At 71.0% G+C, this 21,979-nt stretch carries 25 protein-coding genes; 14 read left to right on the forward strand and 11 right to left on the reverse strand.

What is annotated here, in order from left to right; all coding sequences use genetic code 11:
* The first annotated feature begins 1,118 nt into the window (after positions 1-1,118).
* The 3 genes from DMB66_RS28360 to DMB66_RS28370 are packed head-to-tail and all read left to right on the forward strand — an operon-like array spanning position 1,119 to position 3,550.
* Complete coding sequence (locus tag DMB66_RS28360) at positions 1,119-1,793, forward strand: ABC-2 family transporter protein (protein ID WP_233624888.1); 675 nt, start codon at positions 1,119-1,121, stop codon at positions 1,791-1,793.
* Positions 1,786-2,586, forward strand: coding sequence for an ABC transporter permease (locus DMB66_RS28365; RefSeq protein WP_125807172.1), 801 nt, complete (start codon positions 1,786-1,788; stop codon positions 2,584-2,586). The genes DMB66_RS28360 and DMB66_RS28365 overlap by 8 nt, the downstream gene beginning before the upstream one ends.
* Before the next feature lie 10 nt (positions 2,587-2,596).
* Positions 2,597-3,550 carry an ATP-binding cassette domain-containing protein gene (locus tag DMB66_RS28370; RefSeq protein ID WP_125807173.1) on the forward strand — a complete coding sequence of 318 codons (954 nt, stop codon included), beginning with the start codon at positions 2,597-2,599 and terminating at the stop codon, positions 3,548-3,550.
* Here DMB66_RS28370 and DMB66_RS28375 read toward each other — a convergent pair.
* Positions 3,547-4,104 (reverse strand): helix-turn-helix domain-containing protein, encoded by a 558-nt coding sequence (locus DMB66_RS28375; RefSeq protein WP_125807174.1) that lies wholly within the window; start codon positions 4,102-4,104, stop codon positions 3,547-3,549. The genes DMB66_RS28370 and DMB66_RS28375 overlap by 4 nt on opposite strands.
* Before the next feature lie 66 nt (positions 4,105-4,170).
* Here DMB66_RS28375 and DMB66_RS28380 point away from each other — a divergent pair, with 66 nt between their 5' ends.
* Together DMB66_RS28380 and DMB66_RS28385 are read left to right on the forward strand one after the other, a co-directional pair.
* Positions 4,171-5,148 (forward strand): AzlC family ABC transporter permease, encoded by a 978-nt coding sequence (locus DMB66_RS28380; protein WP_125807175.1) that lies wholly within the window; start codon positions 4,171-4,173, stop codon positions 5,146-5,148.
* Positions 5,142-5,450 carry an AzlD domain-containing protein gene (locus tag DMB66_RS28385; protein ID WP_125807176.1) on the forward strand — a complete coding sequence of 103 codons (309 nt, stop codon included), beginning with the start codon at positions 5,142-5,144 and terminating at the stop codon, positions 5,448-5,450. The genes DMB66_RS28380 and DMB66_RS28385 overlap by 7 nt, the downstream gene beginning before the upstream one ends.
* A 490-nt stretch (positions 5,451-5,940) precedes the next feature.
* Here the strand turns inward: DMB66_RS28385 and DMB66_RS28390 are convergent, their stop codons facing one another.
* The 4 genes from DMB66_RS28390 to DMB66_RS62770 all read right to left on the reverse strand — a co-directional run bounded on the left by DMB66_RS28390 (position 5,941) and on the right by DMB66_RS62770 (position 9,739).
* On the reverse strand, positions 5,941-6,576 hold the full coding sequence (locus tag DMB66_RS28390; RefSeq protein WP_125807205.1) for a DUF3043 domain-containing protein: 636 nt from the start codon (positions 6,574-6,576) through the stop codon (positions 5,941-5,943).
* Positions 6,577-6,702: 126 nt separating this feature from the next.
* A complete protein-coding gene (murA, locus tag DMB66_RS28395; protein WP_125807177.1) occupies positions 6,703-8,058 on the reverse strand; it encodes a UDP-N-acetylglucosamine 1-carboxyvinyltransferase in 1,356 nt (451 codons plus the stop codon).
* Positions 8,059-8,272: 214 nt separating this feature from the next.
* Positions 8,273-9,487: a quinolinate synthase NadA gene (gene nadA / locus DMB66_RS28400; protein WP_370319359.1), complete on the reverse strand. Its 1,215-nt coding sequence runs from the start codon at positions 9,485-9,487 to the stop codon at positions 8,273-8,275.
* 102 nt (positions 9,488-9,589) lie between these two features.
* Positions 9,590-9,739 (reverse strand): hypothetical protein, encoded by a 150-nt coding sequence (locus DMB66_RS62770; protein ID WP_199752667.1) that lies wholly within the window; start codon positions 9,737-9,739, stop codon positions 9,590-9,592.
* A gap of 49 nt (positions 9,740-9,788) precedes the next feature.
* Between DMB66_RS62770 and DMB66_RS28405 the strand changes: the two genes are divergently transcribed.
* The 4 genes from DMB66_RS28405 to DMB66_RS28420 all read left to right on the forward strand — a co-directional run bounded on the left by DMB66_RS28405 (position 9,789) and on the right by DMB66_RS28420 (position 13,069).
* Positions 9,789-10,955 carry a glycerate kinase gene (locus DMB66_RS28405; protein ID WP_125807179.1) on the forward strand — a complete coding sequence of 389 codons (1,167 nt, stop codon included), beginning with the start codon at positions 9,789-9,791 and terminating at the stop codon, positions 10,953-10,955.
* Between the two features lie 47 nt (positions 10,956-11,002).
* Positions 11,003-11,377: an iron-sulfur cluster assembly accessory protein gene (locus tag DMB66_RS28410; RefSeq protein WP_125807180.1), complete on the forward strand. Its 375-nt coding sequence runs from the start codon at positions 11,003-11,005 to the stop codon at positions 11,375-11,377.
* A gap of 134 nt (positions 11,378-11,511) precedes the next feature.
* Positions 11,512-12,495 carry a carbohydrate kinase family protein gene (locus DMB66_RS28415; protein ID WP_125807181.1) on the forward strand — a complete coding sequence of 328 codons (984 nt, stop codon included), beginning with the start codon at positions 11,512-11,514 and terminating at the stop codon, positions 12,493-12,495.
* A gap of 58 nt (positions 12,496-12,553) precedes the next feature.
* Entirely contained in the window at positions 12,554-13,069 is a 516-nt protein-coding gene (locus tag DMB66_RS28420) for an ATP-binding protein (protein ID WP_233624889.1), read from the forward strand.
* Here DMB66_RS28420 and DMB66_RS28425 read toward each other — a convergent pair.
* Positions 13,045-13,257 carry a sulfurtransferase TusA family protein gene (locus tag DMB66_RS28425; protein WP_125807182.1) on the reverse strand — a complete coding sequence of 71 codons (213 nt, stop codon included), beginning with the start codon at positions 13,255-13,257 and terminating at the stop codon, positions 13,045-13,047. The two genes, DMB66_RS28420 and DMB66_RS28425, sit on opposite strands and share 25 nt — an antisense overlap.
* Positions 13,258-13,402: 145 nt before the next feature.
* Here DMB66_RS28425 and DMB66_RS28435 point away from each other — a divergent pair, with 145 nt between their 5' ends.
* A complete protein-coding gene (locus DMB66_RS28435; protein ID WP_125807183.1) occupies positions 13,403-14,575 on the forward strand; it encodes an RNA-guided endonuclease TnpB family protein in 1,173 nt (390 codons plus the stop codon).
* Between the two features lie 59 nt (positions 14,576-14,634).
* On the opposite strand, the gene DMB66_RS28440 is transcribed toward DMB66_RS28435, so the two are convergent.
* Positions 14,635-15,783, reverse strand: coding sequence for a cysteine desulfurase family protein (locus DMB66_RS28440; protein ID WP_125807184.1), 1,149 nt, complete (start codon positions 15,781-15,783; stop codon positions 14,635-14,637).
* Between the two features lie 239 nt (positions 15,784-16,022).
* Between DMB66_RS28440 and coxB the strand changes: the two genes are divergently transcribed.
* On the forward strand, positions 16,023-16,886 hold the full coding sequence (coxB, locus tag DMB66_RS28445; protein WP_125807207.1) for a cytochrome c oxidase subunit II: 864 nt from the start codon (positions 16,023-16,025) through the stop codon (positions 16,884-16,886).
* Positions 16,887-16,895: 9 nt separating this feature from the next.
* Complete coding sequence (locus DMB66_RS28450; protein WP_125807185.1) at positions 16,896-17,321, forward strand: cytochrome c oxidase subunit 4; 426 nt, start codon at positions 16,896-16,898, stop codon at positions 17,319-17,321.
* Between the two features lie 67 nt (positions 17,322-17,388).
* On the opposite strand, the gene DMB66_RS28455 is transcribed toward DMB66_RS28450, so the two are convergent.
* The 4 genes from DMB66_RS28455 to DMB66_RS28470 form a co-directional block, all read right to left on the reverse strand.
* Positions 17,389-17,595, reverse strand: a complete 207-nt coding sequence (locus tag DMB66_RS28455; protein ID WP_125807186.1) for a hypothetical protein — start codon at positions 17,593-17,595, stop codon at positions 17,389-17,391.
* Between the two features lie 127 nt (positions 17,596-17,722).
* A complete protein-coding gene (gene trpD, locus DMB66_RS28460) occupies positions 17,723-18,811 on the reverse strand; it encodes an anthranilate phosphoribosyltransferase (protein ID WP_125807187.1) in 1,089 nt (362 codons plus the stop codon).
* A gap of 47 nt (positions 18,812-18,858) precedes the next feature.
* On the reverse strand, positions 18,859-19,305 hold the full coding sequence (locus tag DMB66_RS28465) for a hypothetical protein (RefSeq protein ID WP_125807188.1): 447 nt from the start codon (positions 19,303-19,305) through the stop codon (positions 18,859-18,861).
* 51 nt (positions 19,306-19,356) lie between these two features.
* Positions 19,357-20,358 (reverse strand): cytochrome c oxidase assembly protein, encoded by a 1,002-nt coding sequence (locus DMB66_RS28470; protein ID WP_125807208.1) that lies wholly within the window; start codon positions 20,356-20,358, stop codon positions 19,357-19,359.
* 124 nt (positions 20,359-20,482) lie between these two features.
* On the opposite strand from DMB66_RS28470, the gene DMB66_RS28475 reads away from it, so the two are divergent.
* Together DMB66_RS28475 and DMB66_RS28480 are read left to right on the forward strand one after the other, a co-directional pair.
* Positions 20,483-21,079: a heme-copper oxidase subunit III gene (locus DMB66_RS28475; protein WP_125807189.1), complete on the forward strand. Its 597-nt coding sequence runs from the start codon at positions 20,483-20,485 to the stop codon at positions 21,077-21,079.
* Positions 21,080-21,127: 48 nt separating this feature from the next.
* Positions 21,128-21,976: a c-type cytochrome gene (locus DMB66_RS28480; protein ID WP_125807190.1), complete on the forward strand. Its 849-nt coding sequence runs from the start codon at positions 21,128-21,130 to the stop codon at positions 21,974-21,976.
* Positions 21,977-21,979 lie beyond the last annotated feature (3 nt).

Here is a 21,979-nt window from a genome sequence, read left to right on the forward strand (position 1 = left end):
GTGCCGGCGGACCGGGGGTCGTAGGACCGTCCGTCCGGCAAGCGCGTGCCGGCGGCGAAGCGGCTCTCCGCGGCCTGCTGACCCGTCTGATACCGAGAGTCCTGGAACCGCGGGTCCGGCCGCTGCTGCTCCGGGGAGTGGGCGTCCTGCGACGCCGGCCGGGGCGCCGGGTAGGGGGCAGCGCCGGGCCGCCCACCCTGATCCCGCCCGGGGGCGTCCGGCCGGGTCGGCTGGCTGCGTGGCGCCTCGCCGTACAGCGGCGGTGCGGATTGGGGGCGTTCGGCGGATGGGCGCTGGTGGCGGCGCTCCGCGTCCGGGAGGCGGTCCGGCAACGGCACCGCCCTGTTCCACGCCGGTCCCGGTTGCGCCGGCGGGGACTGGCGCGACGGCTCCTCCCGGGCCGGGCCCGCTACGTACGGTGTTCGGGGGCCCGGCGGGGCGTACCCCTGCTCCTCCGGGCCGGACCACGACGGCGGCGGCTGCGGGGGGCGGCCGACGGTGGCGCGGCCCGCCGCCGGTGAGATCGGGCGGGCCGCGGACGGGCCGCCCGACGACGGCGCCGGCGGGCCGGAGGCCTGGGCGATCTGCCGGAAGTCGGCGTCCCATGCCGAGGCCGCCTCGGCTGCTCGGGACGCGTCGTAGACCGGGTGGTGCACGGCCCGGCGGCGGCCCGGGTCGCCCGGGTAGCGCTGGCCCGGCTGAGGCTCCCACTCCCAGGTGATCTCGTACACCCAGGCTGGTTCGTCATCCCAGCGGTCCGCGCCGGAGTGCGAGCTCCAACCGTTCATCGGGCAGCCCTCTGGGCGCCGGATGGCTGGTTACGCTCCGTCACGACGAATATCCACCTTGTCGGAAATAGCTCGGTGGCAGGGCGGTGCACCGGGTACAGTCGCCCGGCTCCACTGCAGGGGTTGTGGAAGGAGATTAACGGCGTGGACCGGCTCGACGCCAGGGTGCCCCGGATCTCTCCACACCGTCCGTTCCGGGACTCGCTCGCTACATTCGCAGCTCTCGCATGGTCAGGTTTCCGGAGGTACATCACCTACCGGCAAGCGACGATAGCCGGATCGTTCACAAACATTGTCTTTGGGTTCCTCCGCTGTTACGTACTCCTCGCCGTGGCGGCCGGTGCGGTGGGCGGCCGGCCCGCCGGCTACGACGCCGCGCAGTTGGTCACCTTCGTCTGGGTCGGACAGGGGTTGCTCACTGTAGTCGCGCTCTGGGGCTGGACCGAGCTGGCCGACCGGATCCGTAGCGGCGACGTCACCGCGGACCTGCTGCGACCGGTGCATCCGGTGATCGGCTATCTCGCCCCGGACCTGGGCCGGGCCCTGCACGCGCTGCTCTTCCGGTTCGTGCCGCCGGTGGTCGTGGGCCTGATCTTCTTCGATCCGTACCTGCCCGGCCGCTGGTTCACCGTGCCGTTGTTCGCGCTGTCGGTGCTGCTCGCGGTGATCGGCAGCATGGGCGTGCGGTTCATGGTCAACGCCACCGCCTACTGGCTGCACGACGCGCGCGGGCCGATCATCCTATGGACGCTCTCCGCCGGAATCCTGGCCGGGCTGTACTTTCCGCTGCGTTTCCTGCCCGATTGGCTCGCGGTGACCCTGTGGGTGGCCACCCCGTTCCCCGGCTTCCTCCAGACGCCGTTGGACGTGCTGATCGAGCGGGATCCCCCACCCATGCAGGTCGGCCTGGTCCTGCTGCAGGCCTGCTGGGCGGCGGTGCTGCTGGCCCTCTGCGCGCTGGTGCAGCGCCGCGCCGAGCGCCGGCTGGTTGCTCAGGGTGGCTGAGCTGCGGGCGTACGCCGCGCTGCTGGGCGGGCATTGGCGGTCGCTGATGTCGTACCGGGCGTCGTTCGTGGTGGAGATGATCACCAACATCGGGGCCACGGCGCTCGACGTCATCGCCGTGCTGGTGATCTTCCGCACCACCCGTACCCTGGGCGGCTTCACCCTGCCCGAGGCCCTGCTGATGGTCAGCCTGTCCTCCTGCGCCTTCAACCTGGCCGACTTCGTGGTCGGCAACATCGACCGGCTCAAGACGTACGTGCGGACCGGCATGCTGGACGCCGTCCTGGTCCGGCCGCTGGGAACGCTCGCCCAGCTCGTGCTGATGGACCTGCCGCTGCGCAAGGCCCTGCGGCTCGTGCTGGCCGCCGGGGTGCTGGTGGTGGCCCTGCGGTTCAACGACATCGACTGGACGCCGGCCCGGGCCGCGCTGGTGGTCGTCGTGCCGTTCGCCGGTGCGGTCTTCTTCGGTTCGATCTTCGTGCTCAGCGCCAGCCTGGCGTTCTGGTGGGTGGACTCCGGCGAGCTCGGCAACGCGTTCACCTACGGCGGGCGCGACTTCACCGCGTACCCGGTCCCGGTCTATGCGGGCTGGTTCCGGGCCGTCTTCGCGTACGGTCTGGGGTTTGGTTTTGTGTCCTATCAGCCGGCGCTGGCGCTGCTGGGCCGCGCCGACCCGCTCGGCCTGCCCGGCTGGACCGGCTTCGTCTCACCGCTGGTCGCGCTCGCGGCGGCGGGCATCGCCGCGCTGGTCTGGCGCTCCGGCATCCGGCACTACCGCAGCACCGGATCATGAGGGGAAAACCGTGAGTGTCATCCGGATGGACGGCCTGCGCAAGGATTTCACGGTACGGGTCCGCGCCGGCCGGATGCGCCGCACGAAGCGCACCGTCACGGCGGTGGACGGCATCGACCTGCGGATCGAGCGCGGCGAGATGATCGGCTACATCGGCCCGAACGGCGCCGGCAAATCCACCACGCTGAAGATGCTGACAGGTGTGCTGACCCCGTCGGCCGGGACCGTGTCGGTGTGCGGGCTGACGCCGGTGCCGCAGCGCACCCGGCTGGCATTGCGGATCGGGGTGGTCTTCGGCCAGCGGTCGCAGCTCTGGTGGGACCTGCCGCTGTCCGAGTCGTTCGGCCTGCTGCGGCACATCTACCGGGTGCCGGCCGCCGAGCACGCGGCCCGGCTGCGGCGCTGCGTCGGCCTGCTGGACCTCGACGGCTTCCTCGACACCCCGGTACGGCAGCTCTCGCTGGGCCAGCGGATGCGCGGCGAGCTCACGGCCGCGCTGCTGCACGGGCCCGAGGTGCTGTTCCTGGACGAGCCGACGATCGGCCTGGACGTGGTCAGCAAGCAGGCGGTGCGGTCGTTCCTGGCCGAGCTGGGCGCGACCGGCGACGTCACCCTGGTGCTGACCACGCACGACCTGGCCGACATCGAGCGGCTCTGCCGGCGGCTGGTGGTGATCGACCACGGCCGGGTCGTGCACGACGGCACGATCGAGGCCCTGCACACCCGGTACGGCTCCCGCCGCCGCCTGGTGGTGGACCTCGACGTGCCGCTGCCGCCCGGCTTCACGGTGGCGGGCGCCACGCTCGTCTCGCTGGAGGCAGAGGGGCACCGCGCGTCGTTCGACCTGCTCACCGACGAGGCGGGGGCGGTGGTGGCCCGGCTGGCGGCGCTGAAGTCCCTGCGTGACCTGGCCCTGGTCGAGCCGGACATCGAGGACGTGGTCGCCCGCCTGTACGCGTCCTAGCGGTGCTCCATCAGCAGGATCGCCCAGGTCCCGGGTTCGAGGGCCTGGTAGCTGTGCGGGATGTCACCGGGAAAGGTCACGTAGTCGCCGGGCCCCAGCTCGACCTCCTCCTGTCCCGGGCCGACCAGCAACCGGCCGGCCGCGACCACCAGGTGCTCGACGCTGTCGGGCAGGTGCGCGTCGGCCTGCCGGGAGCCGCCCGGCTCCAGCTCCATCACGTAGAGGTCGCGCCGCGTGTGAGCGCTGCCGGCGGTGAGCAGCGTGGCGAAGAAGTCGGCGTGGTCCGACTGCAGCCGCGGCCCCTCGCCGGCCCGGACCACCCGGATCAGCGGGGCGGGCGGCTCGACCAGCCGGCTGAACGGCACGCCGAGCGCCACCCCGAGCGCCCAGAGGGTCTCGACGCTGGGGTTGCCGGTGCCGGATTCGAGCTGGGACAGCGTCGACTTGGCGAGCCCGGCGCGCCGGGCCAGCTCGGCCAGGGAGATGCCGACCCGCTCGCGCTCGCGGCGCAGGGCCGCGGCGATGGTGGCGAGCGGGGGAGCGGGCTGTGACATGTTCACTCCGTCGATCGAATCGTTCGGTTTGACGAACGCTATGCGCGTCGTTCATTATTTTGAACCATGCGTACGCCATCTCGAACGCCGGACCGGGCACTGCTGCGCGACGCGGCCGCCATCGCGGCGGCGATGATCGCGGTGGGTGCGTCGTTCGGCGCCATCACGATCGCGTACGGGCTGCCGACCTGGGTACCGTTCCTGATGTCCACGGCGGTGTTCGCGGGCGGGGCCCAGTTCCTGGCGGTCGGCCTGATCGCCGCCGGTAACCCGATCGCCGCCGTAGTGGCCGGCCTGCTGCTCAACGCCCGCCACCTGCCCTTCGGCCTGGCCGTCTCGGCGACGGTCGGCCCCCGGTGGCGCGACCGCCTGATCGGCAGCCACCTGATGACCGACGAGGTGGTGGCGTTCACCCTGGCCGAGGCCGACCCGGTTCGCCGCCGCCGCACGTACTGGCTGATCGGGATCACGCTGTTCACCTCGTGGAACGTGGGGACGACCCTGGGAGTGTGGCTGGGTGGCTCGACCGGCGACCCGGCGAGGCTGGGCCTGGACGCGGCGTTCCCGGCCGGGCTGATCGCCCTGATCCTGCCGTCACTGCGTGACCGCGACACCCGCCGGGTCGCGCTCGCCGGCGCGGCGGTGGCGGTCGTCCTGACTCCGGTGCTGCCGGCCGGTCTGCCGGTGCTGTGTGCGCTGGTGGGCCTGGGGGCGGTGTTCCTGCCCCGGGCCCGGCCCGGCGGTCCCGCCCGGCTGGAGGGGACACCGGCCGACGGCCTCCGGCCGACAGGAGGCCTGGCAGATCGGCCTCGGTTGGCGGGAGAGCCGGCTGATCGGCCTCGGTTGGCGGGAGAGCCGGCTGATCGGCCTCGGTTGGCGGGAGAGCCGGCCGATCGTCTGCGGTTGGTTGGAGGCTCGGATGATCGCCTGGGGTTGGTTGGAGGCTCGGATGATCGTCTGCGGGTGGTGCGGAACGAGGGCGATCCTGGCCACTCGCTGCTGCCCGGGGCCGAGGGTGACCGGCGAACCGAGGCGTCGTGCTGATCGCCGCGATCCTGATCCTGGCCGTGGGCACCTACACGATGCGGCTCGGCGGAGTGTTGCTGCGCGACCGCCTGGAACTCTCCAGCCAGGTTCAGCGCCTGCTCCCGATGGCGGCTGCGGCACTGTTGGCAGCGCTGGCGACGACAGCCGCGCTTATGGAGGGAGCCGGCTTCGCGGGCATCGCTCGCCCGGCAGGCGTCGCGGTGGGTGCCCTGCTGGCCTGGCGCCGCGCACCATTCGTGGTGGTCGTCCTCGCGGCCGCGGCAACGGCGGCCCTGCTCCGCCTTGCCGGTATCGACTAGCCAACCTCTTGCGCGGTGGTGGTGCTGCAGTGGGCGGGCGGTTCAAGGTCGGGTGTGAGGGGCTTAGCTGGCACTCCCGTGATGCCCGGGCCGCGAATTTTGCGCGTGGACGTGGGCTCGTACGGGCGATACAAGATCGGGTGCGGCTGAAGGCGGATCTTGGGGCGTGATGCACGCGCGGCAGGGGTGGGCGTCTGGTGGGGGTTTGCGCCGCCCCGGCGGTCCAGGGTGGTTGGTGTGGTTTGCGGCTTTGCCTGGTCGGGCGGGTGCCGCGGCCCGCGCCTGCCTGCCGGGCCCGCGCCTGCCTGCCGGCCAGTGCGGTGCCCGCGACTGTCGGTTTTGTCCGTGCATGGAGCTGGGTGTGGGGTTTATCCGTGCACGGAGCCGGCAGGGTGAGGGCGGCTGTCCATGAGCCGCCAGGCGATTGGCCGCCCTCGCCCGACCTCGGCGGGAGCGACGGTCAGCACCATGCAACCAGGCACGACATGAATTAGATCTTGTCGCCGAGCTCCACGTGGGGCTTCGGGACTCGCATGCGGCGGAAGGTCAGGCCGCGCATCACGCCGTACATGTAGAGCGACCCCATTCGCTGCGTCGTCTTCGGGAAGCGCTCCGTGACCAGCTTTTTCACCTTGCGGCTGATCAGGACGCTGTCGACGATCACCGCGATCGCCAGGATCGCCCAGAGCAGGTTGGCGCCGAGCTGGACCACCGTCGGCATCGCGCCGGTCGAGCCGACGAAGACGATGATCGCGCCGGCGAAGAACCAGGTGCCTGCGGTGCGCTTGGCGTCGACGATGTTGCGGACCAGGGCTCGCTCGGGGCCGCGGTCGCGGGCGAGCAGGTAGCGCTCGTCACCCGCGCGCATGCCCGCCGAGGCCTCGGCGCGCTCGACCTTCTGGCGCTCGCGCATCTGCTTGTAGGCCTCGCGCCGGTTGGCCGGGGCCTGCGCTTTGTCGTGCCGGCGCTGAGCGCTGGTGCGCTTCGGCGTCGCGACGCCGAGCTCCTTTTTCGAGGGCGTGTAGGCCTTGGTCTTGGACGCGGCCGACTGCTCGGGCTCGGCGGTCACCGTGGAGGTGGCGTCGGAGACGAGGTCGGAGGACTTTCGACGAAACAGCGAGGGCACCCCCGCAGCGTAGCCAAGAGGCCCCACAAACCCGAAACCGCGCCGACCTTTCGCCGGCGCGGTTTCGTGAAGCGGGGGAGTGAAGGTTGCCATCAGCCCGGTCAAGGGCGGTGGTGGGGCGGGCGGTCAGACGCGCTCGACCAGCGCGCCGAGGGCGGCCAGCTTGCCCTCGAAGTCCTCGTAGCCGCGGTTGATCAGGTCGACGCCGTAGACCCGGGAGGTGCCCTCGGCCGCCAGCGCGGCGATCAGGTGGCTGAAGCCCGCCCGCAGGTCGGGGATCACCAGGTCGGCCGCGTGCAGCTTGCTCGGGCCGGCGATGACCGCCGAGTGCTTGAAGTTGCGCCGGCCGAAGCGGCACGGGGTGCCACCCAGGCAGTCGCGGTAGACCTGGATGGTCGCGCCCATCGCGTTCAGCGCCTCGGTGTAGCCCAGGCGCTGCTCGTAGACCGTCTCGTGCATGATCGACAGGCCGCGGGCCTGGGTCAGGGCCACCACCAGCGGCTGCTGCCAGTCGGTCATGAAGCCCGGGTGCACGTCGGTCTCCAGGGCCACGGCGTTGAGCTCGCCGCCCGGGTGCCAGAACCGGATGCCGCCCTCGACGCCGGTCACGCCGGACCGGGCGACCCGGGCGTCGGTGATCTCGAACTCGCCGCCGATGGAGCGGAAGACGTTCAGGAACGTCATCATGTCGGCCTGCTGCGCGCCCAGCACCTCGATCTCGCCGCGGGTGGCGAGCGCGGCGGCGGCCCAGCTGGCGGCCTCGATGCGGTCCGGGATCGGCTTGTGGTTGTAGCCGTGCAGGCGGGGCACGCCGAGGATCTCGATGACCCGGTCGGTGTGCACCGTGATGATCGCGCCCATCTTCTGCAGCACGCAGATCAGGTCCATGATCTCCGGCTCGATGGCCGCGTTGCGCAGCTCGGTCACGCCCTCGGCGCGCACCGCGGTGAGCAGCACCTGCTCGGTGGCGCCCACGCTCGGGTACGGCAGCTCCAGCTTCGTGCCGTGCAGCCCGTTGGGCGCGGTCAGGTGCATGCCCTCGGGCGTCTTGTCGACCACCGCGCCGAACTGGCGCAGCGCCTGGATGTGGAAGTCGATCGGGCGCGGCCCGATGTGGCAACCGCCCAGGTCGGGGATGAACGCGTGGCCGAGCCGGTGCAGCAGCGGGCCGCAGAACAGGATCGGGATCCGGCTCGACCCGGCGTGCACGTTGATCTCGTCGCTGCTGGCGCTCTCCACGTTGGTGGGGTCCATCACCAGTTCGCCGTCGTCGGCGCCGTCGGTGACCTTGACGCCGTGCAGGCCGAGCAGGCCGCGGACCACTTCCACGTCGCGGATGCGCGGCACATCGAAGAGCCGGCTCGGGGACTCGCCCAGCAGGGCGGCCACCATAGCCTTGGAAACCAGATTCTTGGCGCCACGGACCCGGATCTGCCCGTGCAGCGGCGTGCCGCCGTGTACGGCCAGGACGTCGTCGGTCAACGCAACCTCCAGAGGCGGGCGCCTCAGCGCGCCCGGATGCGAATAGGGGTGCAGCCGACAGGGGGACTGGCGACCGCCGCCCGGGCAGCATAGCCCTGAGTGACCAGAGCAGAAATCATCACAACGCTCAGGACGGCACGAATTGCTGATGATTAAGCCAAGACAAAGGTAGGGCTGTGCGCTCGGCTCAAGAGCAGTTACCCAGGGTGATTATTTACGGCAATGCCAGCATCTGATCGAGGGCCACCCGCGCGTGCTTCGCGGTGTGCGGGTCGACGGTGATCTGGTTGGGCACCCGGCCCGCCACGAGCTCCTCGAGCGTCCACACCAGGTGCGGCAGATCGATGCGGTTCATCGTCGAGCAGTAGCAGACCGTCCGGTCCAGGAATGTGATGTGCTTGTCCGGGTGGGCCAGCGCCATCCGGCGGACCAGGTTGAGCTCGGTGCCCACCGCCCAGGCCGAGCCGGCGGGCGCCGCGTCCAGGGCGCGGATGATGTATTCCGTCGAGCCGACCTCGTCGGCCGCGCGGACCACCTCGTGCTTGCACTCCGGGTGCACCAGCACCCGCACGCCGGGGACCCGCTCGCGCACCTCGCGCACGCTGTCGATGGTGAACCGGCCGTGCACCGAGCAGTGCCCGCGCCAGAGGATCATCTTGGCGTCGCGAAGCTGCTCGGAGGTGAGGCCGCCGTTCGGCTTGTGCGGGTCGTAGAGCACGCAGTCGTCGAGGTCGAAGCCCATCTCCAGCACCGCCGTGTTGCGGCCCAGGTGCTGGTCGGGCAGGAAGAAGACCTTCGGGCTGCCTTCAGTCCGGTTAAGGGCGGTGGTGGGGTGGTTGGACGGGGCCTGCTCGAACGCCCAGTCCAGCGCCCGCTTGGCGTTGGACGAGGTGCAGACCACGCCGTTGTTGCGCCCGACGAAGCCCTTGATGTCGGCCGAGCTGTTCATGTAGGTGACCGGGACCACGTCACCGGCGATGCCCAGGTCGGTGAACTGCTCCCAGGCCGTCTCCACCTGGCCCAGCACGGCCATGTCGGCCATCGAGCAGCCGGCGGCCAGGTCGGGCAGGATCACCTGCTGGCCGGGGCCGGTCAGGATGTCCGCGCTCTCGGCCATGAAGTGCACGCCGCAGAAGACGATGAACTCGGCCTCCGGCCGGGCCGCCGCCTCGCGGGCGAGCTTGAAGGAGTCGCCGGTGACGTCGGCGAACTGGATGACCTCGTCACGCTGGTAGTGGTGCCCCAGCACGAAGACCCGGTCGCCGAGCGCGGCCTTGGCGGCCGTGGCTCGGGCGACCAGGTCGGGGTCGCTGGGCGCCGGCAGGTCGCCGGGGCAGTCGACGCCGCGCTCGCTGGCGGGATCGGTGCCACGGCCGAGCAGCAGCAGCGCCGTGGCGGTGTTTCCGGGTTCGGTCCAGGTCGACGTCACGCCACCCATGTTTCCACAACGTTGCCGCAGCGTCGGTGGGGGAAAGAGTGTCCTACCGCACTCAGACAACGAACTTGCATGGGTTTTCCGCTGCGGGTGGGCTCAGCGCCGGCGGCCCTGGAGCTTGGTCGCGATCCGGCGGAGCTTCGCCTGGTTCTCGGGCTTGGCCAGCTGGCGCTGACCCTGTTGGACGATCTTCTGCCCCCGCGGGCTGCGCAGGAACATCTGCAGTCGCTGCATGAGAGTGGCCATGGACCCAGCGTGACACCGCAACCTGTGCGGTACCTGTACCTTTCGCACCGTGCGCGTATTGATCTGCCCTGACAAGTTCGCCGGCACCCTGACCGCCTCCGAGGTCGCCATCGCGGTGGCCGAGGGCTGGCACTCCACGGCACCGGGCGACGAGACCGTGCTGCGTCCGCTGTCCGACGGCGGCCCCGGCTTCGTCGAGGTGCTCGGCACCGCGCTCGGCGGCCGCCGGCTTCCCGTCGACACCGTCGACCCGCTCGGGCGCCCGGCCCGCGGCGAGGTCCTGCTGGTCGGCGGCACGGCGTATGTGGAAAGTGCCCAGGCCTGCGGCCTGCACCTGCTGAGCAAGGCCGAGCGCGACGTCAACGCCGCCACCTCGTACGGGCTGGGCCTGCTGCTCGCCGCCGCGGTCGAGGCCGGCGCCACCGAGATCGTGGTGGGGCTCGGTGGTTCCGCGGTCAACGACGCCGGCGCCGGGATGCTGGCCGCGCTGGGTGCGGCCCCGATCGACGAGAGCGGGTACGCGCTGCCGTACGGCGGAGCCCCGCTGATCACCGCGGCCGCGCTCGGCGGCGCGCCCCAGTTGCGCCAGGCGCGGATCGTGGCCGCCACCGACGTCGACAGCCCGCTGGTCGGCCTGCACGGCGCCAGCAACGTCTACGGCCCGCAGAAGGGCGCCACCCGCGAGGACGTGCTGCGGCTGGACGCGGCGCTCGACCACTTCGCGGGCGTGCTGGAGCGGGCGTTCGGCGTCGAGCACCTGCGCACGCTGCCCGGCGGCGGCGCGGCCGGCGGGATCGGCGCGGCCCTGCTCGCCCTCGGCGGCCGGGTGGTCTCCGGGATCGGCCTGGTCACCAGCCTGATCGGGCTGGAGGCGCAGCTCGACGCCGCGGATCTGGTGATCACCGGCGAGGGATCGTTCGACCACCAGTCGCTGCGGGGCAAGGTCGCCGCCGGCATCGCGGGCGGCGCCCGCGACCGCGGCCTGCCCTGCGTGGTGATCGCCGGGCGCAACGAGACCGGCCACCGCGAGGCCGCCGGCGCCGGGGTCACCGAGACGTACGCCCTGATCGAGCACTTCGGCTCCGAGGAGCAGGCGCTCGCCGAGCCGGCCCGGGGCCTGCGCGAGGTCTCCGCGCGCCTCGCCCGGCAGTGGAGCCCTGATCAGGTGGCCGACATCTCCGCCCCGGCAATTGGGAATACACCCGAACAGAGTTAGCGTTGGTCGGTACGGCACATCACCGGACCCGGCAGGAGAACCGCAACGTGACAACTGAAGCGCACACCGAGTCGACCGAGGCCACCACGGCCGCGCCGACCGGCGTCATTTTGACCGACGTCGCGGCCGGCAATGTCAAGCGCCTCCTGGAGCAGGAAGGTCGCGATGACCTGCGCCTGCGCATCGCCGTGCAGCCCGGCGGCTGCTCCGGCCTGCGATACCAGCTCTTCTTCGACGAGCGGTCGCTCGACGGTGACGTCGTCAGCGACTTCGACGGTGTCGAGGTCGTGGTCGACCGGATGAGCTCGCCGTACCTGGCGGGTGCCACGATCGACTTCGCCGACCGGATCGACGCCCAGGGCTTCACCATCGACAACCCGAACGCGCAGAATTCCTGCGCCTGCGGTGATTCGTTCCACTGATCCGCTTTCGCACCGGCCGTCCCCTCGCTGAGGGGGCGGCCGTTGCCGTATTGCGGCGAGGTGACGCCCGGATGTCCGGGAAGCCGACGGCCGGTAGGCTCACCGGGTAATCGCACCCGACCCCGAGGGCCGACATGAAGATCGCCGTTACCGGCTCGATCGCCACCGACCACCTGATGCATTTCCCCGGCAGGTTCGCCGAGCAGTTGATCGCCGACCAGCTGCACAAGGTCTCGCTCTCGTTCCTCGTCGACGACCTGGTCGTGCGGCGCGGCGGCGTGGCGTCGAACATCGCCTACGGCATGGGCAAGCTCGGCCTGCGCCCGATCCTGGTCGGTGCTGTCGGCGCCGACTTCGCCGACTACCGGTCCTGGCTCGAGCGGCACGGGGTCGACTGCGGCTCGGTGCACGTCAGCGAGGTCGCCCACACGGCCCGCTTCGTCTGCACCACCGACGACGACCTGAACCAGATCGCGTCGTTCTACGCCGGCGCGATGAGCGAGGCCCGCAACATCGAGCTGGCGCCGGTCGCCGCCCGCGCGGGCGGCCTCGACCTGGTGCTGGTCAGCGCGAACGACCCGGCCGCGATGATCCGCCACTCGCAGGAGTGCCGCGCCCGCGGCTACGCGTTCGCGGCCGACCCGTCGCAGCAGCTCGCCCGGATGGACGGCAGCGACGTGCTGACGCTGATCAGCGGCGCCGAATATCTGCTGACCAACGACTACGAGCGCTCGCTGCTGGAGTCCAAGGCCGGCCTCACCAGCGAGCAGGTTCTCGAGCAGGTCCGGATCCGGGTCACCACGCTCGGCAAGGACGGCGTGGAGATCACCGGCCGCGACATCGAGCGCATCCACGTGCCGGTCGCCCGCGACGTCGTCCCGGACGACCCGACCGGCGTCGGCGACGGCTTCCGGGCCGGCTTCTTCGCCGCCCTGGGCTGGGGCGTCTCCCTGGAGCGAGCCGCGCAGGTGGGCTCGCTGGTCGCCGCGCTCGTGCTCGAGACGGTCGGCCCGCAGGAATACGACATCAAGCCGGACTTCTTCCTCAAGCGCCTGGCCGACTCCTACGGCGACGCGGCTGCCGCCGAGGTCCAGCCGCACCTGCCCGCCGCGGCCTGACGCTCAGCCCGCGAGCCGCGGCCCGCGGCTCGCGGCTGAAGATCTAAGGAAAGAGTGCATGGTGGTCCTCGCCGTCTTCGCCGGCCTGCCGGGCGTGGGCAAGAGCACGCTCGCCGAGCAGGTGGGGAGGGTGCTGCCCGCCGCGGTGCTGCCGGTCGATACCGTCGACTTCACGATGGCGGCCTACGACGTCACCGAGGCCCGGCCCGGCTATGCCGCGTACGGGGTGGTGGCGGCGCTCGCGGAGGTCCAGCTCCGGATGGGCCACAGCGTGATCATCGACGCGGTGCACCCGGTGAAGGCGGCCCGGCAGCAGTGGGTCGAGCTCGCGGAACGCCTCGACGTCCCGCTGCGGGTCGTCGAGGTGGTCTGCGGCGACGACGCCGAGCACCGCCGCCGGGTCGAGGCGCGGTATGCGGCCCGCGCCCACGACGGCATCCCGGGCTGGGTGCGGGTCCTGGAGCGCCAGGCCGAATACGAGCCGTACCTGGGTCCCCGCCTGGTCGTCGACACGTTCCTGGCCGACGATCCGGTCGGCCCGGTGGTCGACTACCTGAGCCTGCGCACCTCGTAGACGTCCGGCGCCGGGCTGCCCAGGTATTCCTGGCCCTTCATCCGGCACCACGCCGGGATGTCGTTGGCCGCCGCCGGGTCGTCCGCCAGCACCCGGACCACCGCGCCGACGGCCACGGACGGCATCCGCCTCGCCAGGTCGATGATCGGCAACGGGCAGCGCCGGCCGCGCGAGTCCACCTCGATCACCGGATCCTCCGGAGGGTGCCCCGGCCTTCAGGTCGGAGAGGCATCCCAGCTCCGCCACGGCGGAGCCGTGAGAGCCCAAGAACGCAGTTCGCCGGTCCGCAGCATGTCGGCTTACTCAAAGTGCCTCCTCGTGTAAGACTTCGGCGTGCGTGCGGCATACAAGTGTCGGGCCTATCCGACTCCTGAGCAGGCTGTGGTGTTCAACCGCACCTTCGGGTGTGTGCGCCTGGTCTGGAACAAGACCCTCGCCGACCGGCACGCGGCGTTCTACCAGCGCGGGGAGCGGACCTCGTACAAGCAGACCGACGCGGCGCTGACGGACTGGAAGAAGACCGAAGACCTGGCGTTCCTGTCCGAGGTGTCCTCGGTGCCGTTGCAGCAGACCCTGCGCCACCAGCACACCGCGTACGTCAACTTCTTCGCCGGACGTGCCCGCTACCCGCGGTTCAAGTCCCGCACCGCCCGCCAGTCGGCGCACTACACCCGCTCCGGGTTCCGGATGAAGAACGGTGAGTTGCACGTCGCCAAGACCATCGGCCCGGTGGAGGTGGCGTGGTCGTGGCCGGACGTCGACAGGGCCGAACTGGACCCGACCACGGTGGTCGTGTCCCGCGACACCGACGGCCGCTGGTTCGTGACGTTCGCCGTCGACACCGACCAGCCGACCCCGCTGGAGGCGACCGGGCATGAGGTCGGCGTCGACCTGGGCATCAAAGACTTCGCCGTGATCAGCGACGGCGACCGTATCGCCAATCCCCGGCACCTGCGACGCAAGGCCCGGAACCTGGCCCGCTATCAGCGGCTGCTGGCCCGCTGCCAGCGTGGCTCGGCGAACCGGCGCAAGGCCAAAGCCAAGGTCGCCCGCGCCCATCGCAAGGTCCGTAACGCCCGGCAGGACTTCCTGCACCGCACCAGCACGAGGCTGGTCCGCCGCGCGGACCTGATCGTGGTCGAAGACCTCGCCGTCAAGAACATGGTCCGCAACCGCGGCCTCGCCAAGGCGATCTCCGACTGCGGGTGGGGCGAGTTCCGCCGCCAGCTGGAATACAAGACCGAACGGTACGGCCGCGCCCTCGTGGTGATCGACCGTTGGTTCCCGTCCAGCAAGACCTGCTCCGCCTGCGGGCACCTGCTCGCCAAGCTGGATCTGTCCACCCGGGCCTGGACATGCCCAGGGTGCCGCACCCGACACGATCGGGACCTGAACGCGGCCAAGAACATCCTTGCGGCTGGTCGAGCCGTAGCCAGGGACAACCCCGGCGATGCCTGCGGAGCTGATGTCAGACAGCAAGGGTCCTCCCTTTCTGCGATCGGCTGAGAAACAGGAAACCTCTGGGGCGACCCAGAGAATCCCCCGCCTTCAGGTGGGGGAAGAAGTCAAATCCCCGCCTCCTCGCGGATCCCGGCGACGATGCCGGGCAGGACCGCCAGGAAGCGGTCCACCTCATCCTCGGTCGTCTCGCGGTGCAGCGACACCCGTACGTTGCCGTGGCTGAGCACCCCCATCGCCTCCAGCACGTGACTGGGCCGCAGCGTCGACGCGGTGCACGACGAGCCCGACGAGACCGCGAAGCCCCGCCGGTCCAGCGCGTGCAGCAGGGCCTCGCCGTCGACGTACAGGCAGGAGAAGGTCACTAGGTGCGGCAGCCGCCGTACCGGGTCGCCGACCACCTCGACGTCGGGCACGGTGGCCGCGACGGTCGCCCGGATCCGGTCCACCAGGGCGGTGAGCCGCGCGGCCTCGGTCCGCGACTCGGCCAGCACGGCCCGCAGCGAGGCCGCGGCCGCGACGACGGCCGGCAGATCGAGCGCGCCCACCGGCCGTGGCCGGTGACGATCATCACCCGGGTACGGCGACAGCCACCGCACCCCCTTGCGCACCACCAGCACGCCCACTCCCGCCGGACCGCCCCACTTGTGCGCGCTGGCCGTCAGCATTGACCAGCCCGGCGGCACCGGAACCCGCCCGATCGACTGCGCCGCGTCCACGAACAGCGGGACGCCGTGCTCCGCGCAGGCCTCGGCGGCGTCGGCCACCGGCTGCACGGTGCCGACCTCGTGACTGGCGCTGATCAGGCTGGCCAGGGCCACCCCGTCCGCGCCGACAGCCGTGCGCCAGGCGTCCAGATCCAGCCGCCCGGTCAGATCGACGCCGACCGGCACCGCGGCGCCGGCCCGCGCCGCCGCGTGCAGCACGGCCGAGTGCTCGATCGCCGAGTGGACCAGGGTCCGGCCGGCCCGGGCGCGACCGGCGAGTCCGCCGAGGACGGCGGCGTGCACCGCGGCCGTGCCCGAGGGCTGGAAGGACACCTCGTCGGGGCGTACCCCCAGGGACTCGGCGACGCTGCCCTGCGCCGCCTCCCGCAGCTGCTGGGCCCGCCGGCCGGCGGCGTAGAGCCGGTCCGGATCGGCCCAGCCGTCGGCCAGGGCAGCCAGCAGGGCCTGCCGCGCGACGGGGTGCGGGGGAGCGGCACTGGCCGCGTCGAGGTAGGCCGGCGTACCGGCGGGATCGGCCCTGTCATCCACCTTCCGAACGGTATCGTCCACATGATCAGCGGTTACCCGGGCACCCCGAAGATCCGACCCCCGGTCAGCGGGGGGCCGGGCCAGGTCGAGTAGTGTGCGACCGTCGGTGACACCTTGCCGCCGGTGTCCGGATTTCCGCACCGGGCGGTGCTCTAGGGAGGCAGGAGCAGGTGGTCTCAAGGAGTTCGGTCGCACGGCCGCGTGTCGTACGGCTCGCCGGGCTCGGTGTCGGCGGTGCCATGCTGCTGGCCCTGCTGTCGGGCTGTTCCGTGGCCGGTGTCGGAAGCGCCTTCGGCGGGTTCGGCTGGCCCGAGGGCGGCATCAGCCTGCAGGCGCACAAGATGTATGACCTGTGGATCGCGTCAACGATCGCGGCACTGGTCGTGGGCGTCTTCGTGTGGGGTCTGATCTTCTGGTGCGTCATCCGGTATCGCAAGCGCGGCGACACCCTGCCCGTGCAGACCCGGTTCAACATGCCGCTCGAGGTCCTGTACACGGTTACCCCGGTGCTGATCGTCGCGGTGCTCTTCTACTACACGGCGATCGTGCAGACCGACGTGGACAAGCTGTCGGCCAAGCCGGACATGACCGTCGAGGTCGTGGCCTTCAAGTGGAACTGGCAGTTCAACTACCGCGACGCGCCCGGCGCCGAGGCGAAGACCGTGGCGTCGACGCTCGGCTCGACCGACGTGATCCCGCTGCTGGTCCTGCCCACGGGCAAGAAGATCCGCTTCGAGGAGACCAGCCGCGACGTCATCCACTCGTTCTGGGTGCCGGAGATGCTCTTCAAACGTGACGTGTTCCCGGGCAACGTGCGCAACACCTTCGAGGTGACCCTCGACAAGGAGGGCCGCTACGTCGGTCGCTGCGCCGAGCTCTGCGGCACCTACCACGCCTTCATGCAGTTCGAGCTGGTCGTCGTCTCCCCGGCGGAGTTCGACCAGTTCCTCGCCGCCAAGGTGGCCGGCGGCTCCACGCAGGACGCGATGGGTGCGATCGGTTTCACCGGCGACGAGCGTTTCGCCATCACGACGCAGCCGTTCGACAGCCGCCGGACCGGACAGTCCTGGAACCAGTCCGGCGCCGTCGCGGCAGGGAAGTAGGGACCAGAGTTGAAGACCGAATACAAGATCTTCGCCGGGGTCGCTGTCTTCCTGTTCGGTGCGGCCGCGGTCTACGGGGCGTACACCCACGGTGAGTCCGGCCAGCTCGAATGGATCGGCTTCATCGCCCTGATCCTGTCCGGCCTGCTCTGCTCGATGTGCGGTGGCTTCTTCTGGTTCGTGGCCCGGCGCATCGACCTGCGGCCCGAGGACCGCGAGGACGGCGAGATCGCCGAGGCCGCCGGCGAGGTCGGCTTCTTCAGCCCCGGCAGCTACTGGCCGTTCGGCCTGGCGCTGGCCGCCTCGACGGCCGGCATGGGCCTGGTGTTCTGGCAGTGGTGGCTGGTCGCCCTGGGCATGGTCCTGGTGGTCTTCGCGGCCTGCGGCCTGCTGTTCGAGTACTACTCGGGCACCCGGCACCCGGCCGAGCACTGATCCGGCCCGCAACGAAAGGAAAGGCCCGCACCCCCGAGGGGATGCGGGCCTTTCTGCTCGTGTGGGGTCAGGCGGCCCGGCGCTGCTGAGGTGCCACCCGGGCCCCGCCGGCGGACAACAGCACGCGGAAGGTGACCGGGGCGATGATCTCCGCCGCGCCACAGCGCGTGCAGAGCATCTCGGGGCACTCATCGTCGTGGCCGTCGGCGCAGGGCGGTGTCTCGAACGGCAGCTCGGCGTCGCAGATGAAGCAGCGCAGTTCACGATCTCGCACGGGTGGCTCCTCTTCGCCGGAAGGTGGATTTACCCGAATGTCATTCAAACGTTGTCATGCGCCGCCGCCGACCGGAGGAACCCGGCCCGGCGTGTCAGGAAAATATTCAGCTCAGCCTTTAGCCCGGTTAAGGGCGGCGGCCGGGGTGGTCGGCCGGGGTCTCGGCGGCTTTCGCGGCTTTCGCGGCCTCGACCCAGCGGCTGAGCAGCGCGGTGGCCGCCCCCGAGTCCACTGTCGCCGCGGCGCGGGCGATCCCGGCGCGCATCGTGTCGGCGAAGGAGCCGGGGAAGCCCGCGTGCGCCGCGAACGCCGCGGCCGCGTTGAGCAGGACCGCGTCGCGGATCGGGCCCTTCTCGCCGGCGAACATGCTCATCGCCGCGGCGGCGTTGAACGTCGCGTCGCCGCCGCGCAGGTCGCCCGGGTTGCTGCGGGGCAGGCCGAGGTCGACCGCGTCCACCACGGACTCGGTCACCGTCCCGTCCTTGACCGTCCAGAGCCGGGTGGGCGCCGCCGTGGTGAACTCGTCGAGCCCGTCCTCGCCGCGCATCACCAGCGCGGAGTCGCCGCGCCGGGCGAAGACCGCGGCCATCACCGGCGCCATCCGCTGGTCGAAGCAGCCGACCGCCGCCGCGCGCGGCCGGGCCGGGTTGGTCAGCGGGCCCAGCACGTTGAAGAACGTCGGGTGGCCCAGCTCGCGCCGGGTCACGGCCGCGTGCCGCATGCCGGGGTGGTAGCGGGCGGCGAAGCAGAAGCCGATGCCGGCCTCGGCGACCGTGCGGGCCACCCCCTCGGGGCCCAGGTCCAGCGGAATGCCGAAGAACTCCAGCAGGTCGGCCGTGCCGCAGGCGGACGAGGCCGCACGGTTGCCGTGCTTGACCACCTTGACGCCGGCCGCCGCCGTGATGATCGCGGCCATCGTGGAGATGTTGACCGTGTGGGCCCGGTCGCCGCCGGTGCCCACCACGTCGACGGCGTCCGCGCGGACCTCCGCCGGCAGATCGACCACGGTGGCGTTGGCCAGCATCGCCTGGACCAGCCCGGCGAGCTCGCCGGGCGTCTCGCCCTTGGCCCGCAGCGCCACCGCGAAGCCGGCGATCTGCACCGGGGTGGCGTCGCCGGCCATGATCTCGCCCATGGCCCAGGCGGTGTCCTGCGCCGACAACTCCTCCGCCCGCAGCAGGGCGCTCAGCAGGTTCGGCCAGGTCGGTGCTCCCATGCGGGGCACTCCTTCAGTCCGGTCGGGGTGGGGTGGTTGGAAGGAGATCAGCCCAGCTTGCCCAGGGTGCCCAGCGGAACGACGCCGTTGCGGCGGCCACGGAGCATGCCGGCGATGGTCTGCCCGGTGGTCACCGGGTCGAGCGGGTGCACCAGGGTCGCGTCGACCTGGGCGAACGCGGCCAGCCAGCGGTCGGCGGCGCGGGCGATCACGACGCAGGTGGGCGGCGGGGTCGCATACTCGTCCTTGGTCTGGCGGGCGATGCCCAAGCCGCCGGCCGGGGCCGCCTCGCCGTCGAGGACCATCAGGTCGATCTCGTACGTGTCCAGCAGGATCCGGCATTCCTCCCAGGTGGAGGCGTCGACGAACTCCACGGACAGGTCGGCGGCGGGGCGGACGCCGATCGCCATCCTGATCCGGTCGCGGACCGCGAGGTCGTCGCTATACAGCAGGACCGTGTACTTGTCCGGCTGCGGCTTGCTGTCGTCGCTCATATGTGCCCCGGTTCCGACGCTCGTAGGTGCCCGCTGATGGTACCGAACCGGCTAGTGCGCGTCCGGCTGTGGTCGTACCGTCGGGGCCGGCTCTGTGATCTTGCTCGCCGCGGCCGTGCCCGGCGCGGCGGGGTCTGGCTCCGGCGGGCCGGCGCGCCGCTCGTCCTCGGCCTCCGCGCGGTCCAGGGCCCGGTCGATCCGCCTGGCCTCGCGCTCGGACTGCTTGATCCATTGCAGCACCAGGATGCCCAGCATCGTGACGCTGACGATCTCGCCGCCGGCCCAGAGGATGCCGCCGGCCACCACCTGGTCGTTCCACGGGTCCGACCAGGCCAGCCGCAGGCTCGGGTACCAGTCGCCGCCGAGCAGGGTCTTGCTCTGCATGATCGTCAGGCCCAGCACCGTGTGGAACGGTACGGACAGCACCATCAGCAGGGCCCGGGCCGGATAGGGCCAGCGGTTCGGCAGCGGGTCCAGGCCCAGCAGCGGCCAGAAGAACAGGCAGCCGGTGATGATGAAGTGCACGTGGATCAGCTCGTGCAGCCAGACGTGCTCCAGGGTGGCCCGGTAGAGCCCGGTGAAGTAGAGGACGAACGGGTTCGCGACGAAGATCCCGAACGCGACCAGCGGGAACGTCAGCACCCCGGCGGCCCGGCTGTGCAGGACCCGCAGCAGCTGCTTGCGGTTCGCCGCCGGCAGCGTGCGCAGGGCCAGCGTCACCGGCGCGCCCAGGGCCAGGAAGATCGGCCCCACCATGGACAGCACCATGTGCTGCACCATGTGCACGCTGAGCAGCGCGGTGTCGTAGGCCTCGAGACCGGTCACGGTGACCGCGGCGATCGAGCCCAGGCCGCCGGCCAGGAAGGCCACGGTGCGGCCCGGGGGCCAGTGGTCGCCACGACGCCGCAGGCGGTGCACCCCGTACAGGTAGACGGCTCCGGCGATCACCAGGAACAGGGCCAGCAAGCTGGTCAGCCTGATCTGGGTGAAGATCTCGGCGACGCTGAACGGCGGGGGACCAGTATCCCCCGAAGGCGCCGCGAGCATGGGCATTTCGACTGGCTGCACCCCCCGAGGCTAGGCCCCGGCCGGTCCGCGTCGGCGTACGGGGCGGGGACACAGCCCGGATTAGGCCCCCCGCGACATGTTCGAGTGATCGCGGGGCAATAATGAGCCCGTGACAGCGGCAGCCATCGACAAGAGCCGGATCCACTCGCTGACCCGACCCAACATGGTCAGCGTGGGGACCATCGTGTGGCTCTCCAGTGAACTCATGTTCTTCGCGGCCTTGTTCGCCATGTATTTCTCGATCCGTGCCGCGGCCCCCGAGATGTGGGAGAAGCACACCGAGGCCCTCAACGTCCCCTATGCGACCGTCTTCACGGTGATCCTGGTCCTCTCCTCGGTCACCTGTCAGCTCGGCGTCTTCGCGGCGGAGAAGGGCGACGTGTTCGCGCTGCGGCGCTGGTTCACGGTCACCTTCGTGATGGGCCTGATCTTCGTGCTCGGCCAGGCGAACGAGTACAAGACCCTGGTGCATGAGGGCGTGACGCTCAACGGTGACGGCTACGGCTCGATGTTCTACCTGACGACCGGATTCCACGGTCTGCACGTCACGGGCGGCCTGATCGCCTTCATCGTCTACATGATCCGCACCACCATGGGCCGGTTCACGCCGGCGCAGGCGACCTCGGCGATCGTCGTGTCCTACTACTGGCACTTCGTCGACGTCGTGTGGATCGCGCTGTTCGCCATGATCTATTGGCTGCAGTAGCCGCCGCCCGTCCGTGAGTTCCAGGTCAAAACCCAGAGGACACAACCCATGACTTCTGACACCCCCGCCGGTCGGCGTTTCCGGGTGTTCAACCGGCGGCGGTCGGCGCCGAGCCGGGTGCGGCGGCGCCTCGGTGCGGCGGCTCGCATGCTCGCCGCGCTCGCGCTGGCCGGAGGCGTGTACACGGCCTTCGCACCGGGTGCGTTCGCCGACGACACCCGCGAGCTGTCCGCCTCCGCGCAGGAGGGCAAGGCGCTCTTCGACAACAGCTGCATCTCGTGCCACGGCCGCAATGCCGAGGGCGTCGCTGACCGTGGGCCGAGCCTGATCGGCGTCGGCTCCGCCTCGGTCGAGTTCCAGGTGGGCACCGGCCGCATGCCGATGACCCGCCAGGAGGCCCAGGCGGAGAAGAAGGCGCCGCAGTTCGACAAGGCGCAGACCAAACAGCTGGGCCAGTACATCCAGGAGTTGGGTGGCGGCCCGCAGGTCCCGTCCGGCGAGCTGACGACCAGTCTCTCCGAAGACCCCGAGGCGTTGGCCAAGGGCGGCGAGATGTTCCGGATCAACTGCACCTCGTGCCACGGCTTCGGCGGTGGCGGCGGCGCCCTGTCCTCGGGCAAGTTCGCGCCCAGTCTCGGCGCCGCGACGGCCGAGGAGCTCTACGCGGCCATGCTCACCGGCCCGCAGAACATGCCGGTGTTCGGTGACAACGAGCTCACCCCGGACCAGAAGCGCGAGATCATCACGTACGTCAAGGTGCAGCTGCAGGAGGACAAGGACCCGGGCGGCCTGTTCAACCTCGGCCGGTACGGTCCGGTCACCGAGGGCCTGGCGATCTTCGTCATCGGCATCACGATCCTGGTCTTCGCGACGCTGTGGATTGCGGGGAAGTCATGACCG

Source organism: Actinoplanes sp. ATCC 53533 (assembly GCF_003947245.1).

Bases quoted from the DNA above. Each gene is read 5' to 3' on its own strand.
- DMB66_RS28375 (WP_125807174.1), bottom strand. From the start codon at position 4,104: ATGTCACAGCCCGCTCCCCCGCTCGCCACCATCGCCGCGGCCCTGCGC.
- DMB66_RS28380 (WP_125807175.1), top strand. From the start codon at position 4,171: ATGCGTACGCCATCTCGAACGCCGGACCGGGCACTGCTGCGCGACGCG.
- DMB66_RS62770 (WP_199752667.1), bottom strand. From the start codon at position 9,739: ATGGCCACTCTCATGCAGCGACTGCAGATGTTCCTGCGCAGCCCGCGG.
- DMB66_RS28415 (WP_125807181.1), top strand. From the start codon at position 11,512: ATGAAGATCGCCGTTACCGGCTCGATCGCCACCGACCACCTGATGCAT.
- DMB66_RS28420 (WP_233624889.1), top strand. From the start codon at position 12,554: ATGGTGGTCCTCGCCGTCTTCGCCGGCCTGCCGGGCGTGGGCAAGAGC.
- coxB (WP_125807207.1), top strand. From the start codon at position 16,023: ATGCTGCTGGCCCTGCTGTCGGGCTGTTCCGTGGCCGGTGTCGGAAGC.
- trpD (WP_125807187.1), bottom strand. From the start codon at position 18,811: ATGGGAGCACCGACCTGGCCGAACCTGCTGAGCGCCCTGCTGCGGGCG.
- DMB66_RS28465 (WP_125807188.1), bottom strand. From the start codon at position 19,305: ATGAGCGACGACAGCAAGCCGCAGCCGGACAAGTACACGGTCCTGCTG.
- DMB66_RS28470 (WP_125807208.1), bottom strand. From the start codon at position 20,358: ATGCCCATGCTCGCGGCGCCTTCGGGGGATACTGGTCCCCCGCCGTTC.
- DMB66_RS28480 (WP_125807190.1), top strand. From the start codon at position 21,128: ATGACTTCTGACACCCCCGCCGGTCGGCGTTTCCGGGTGTTCAACCGG.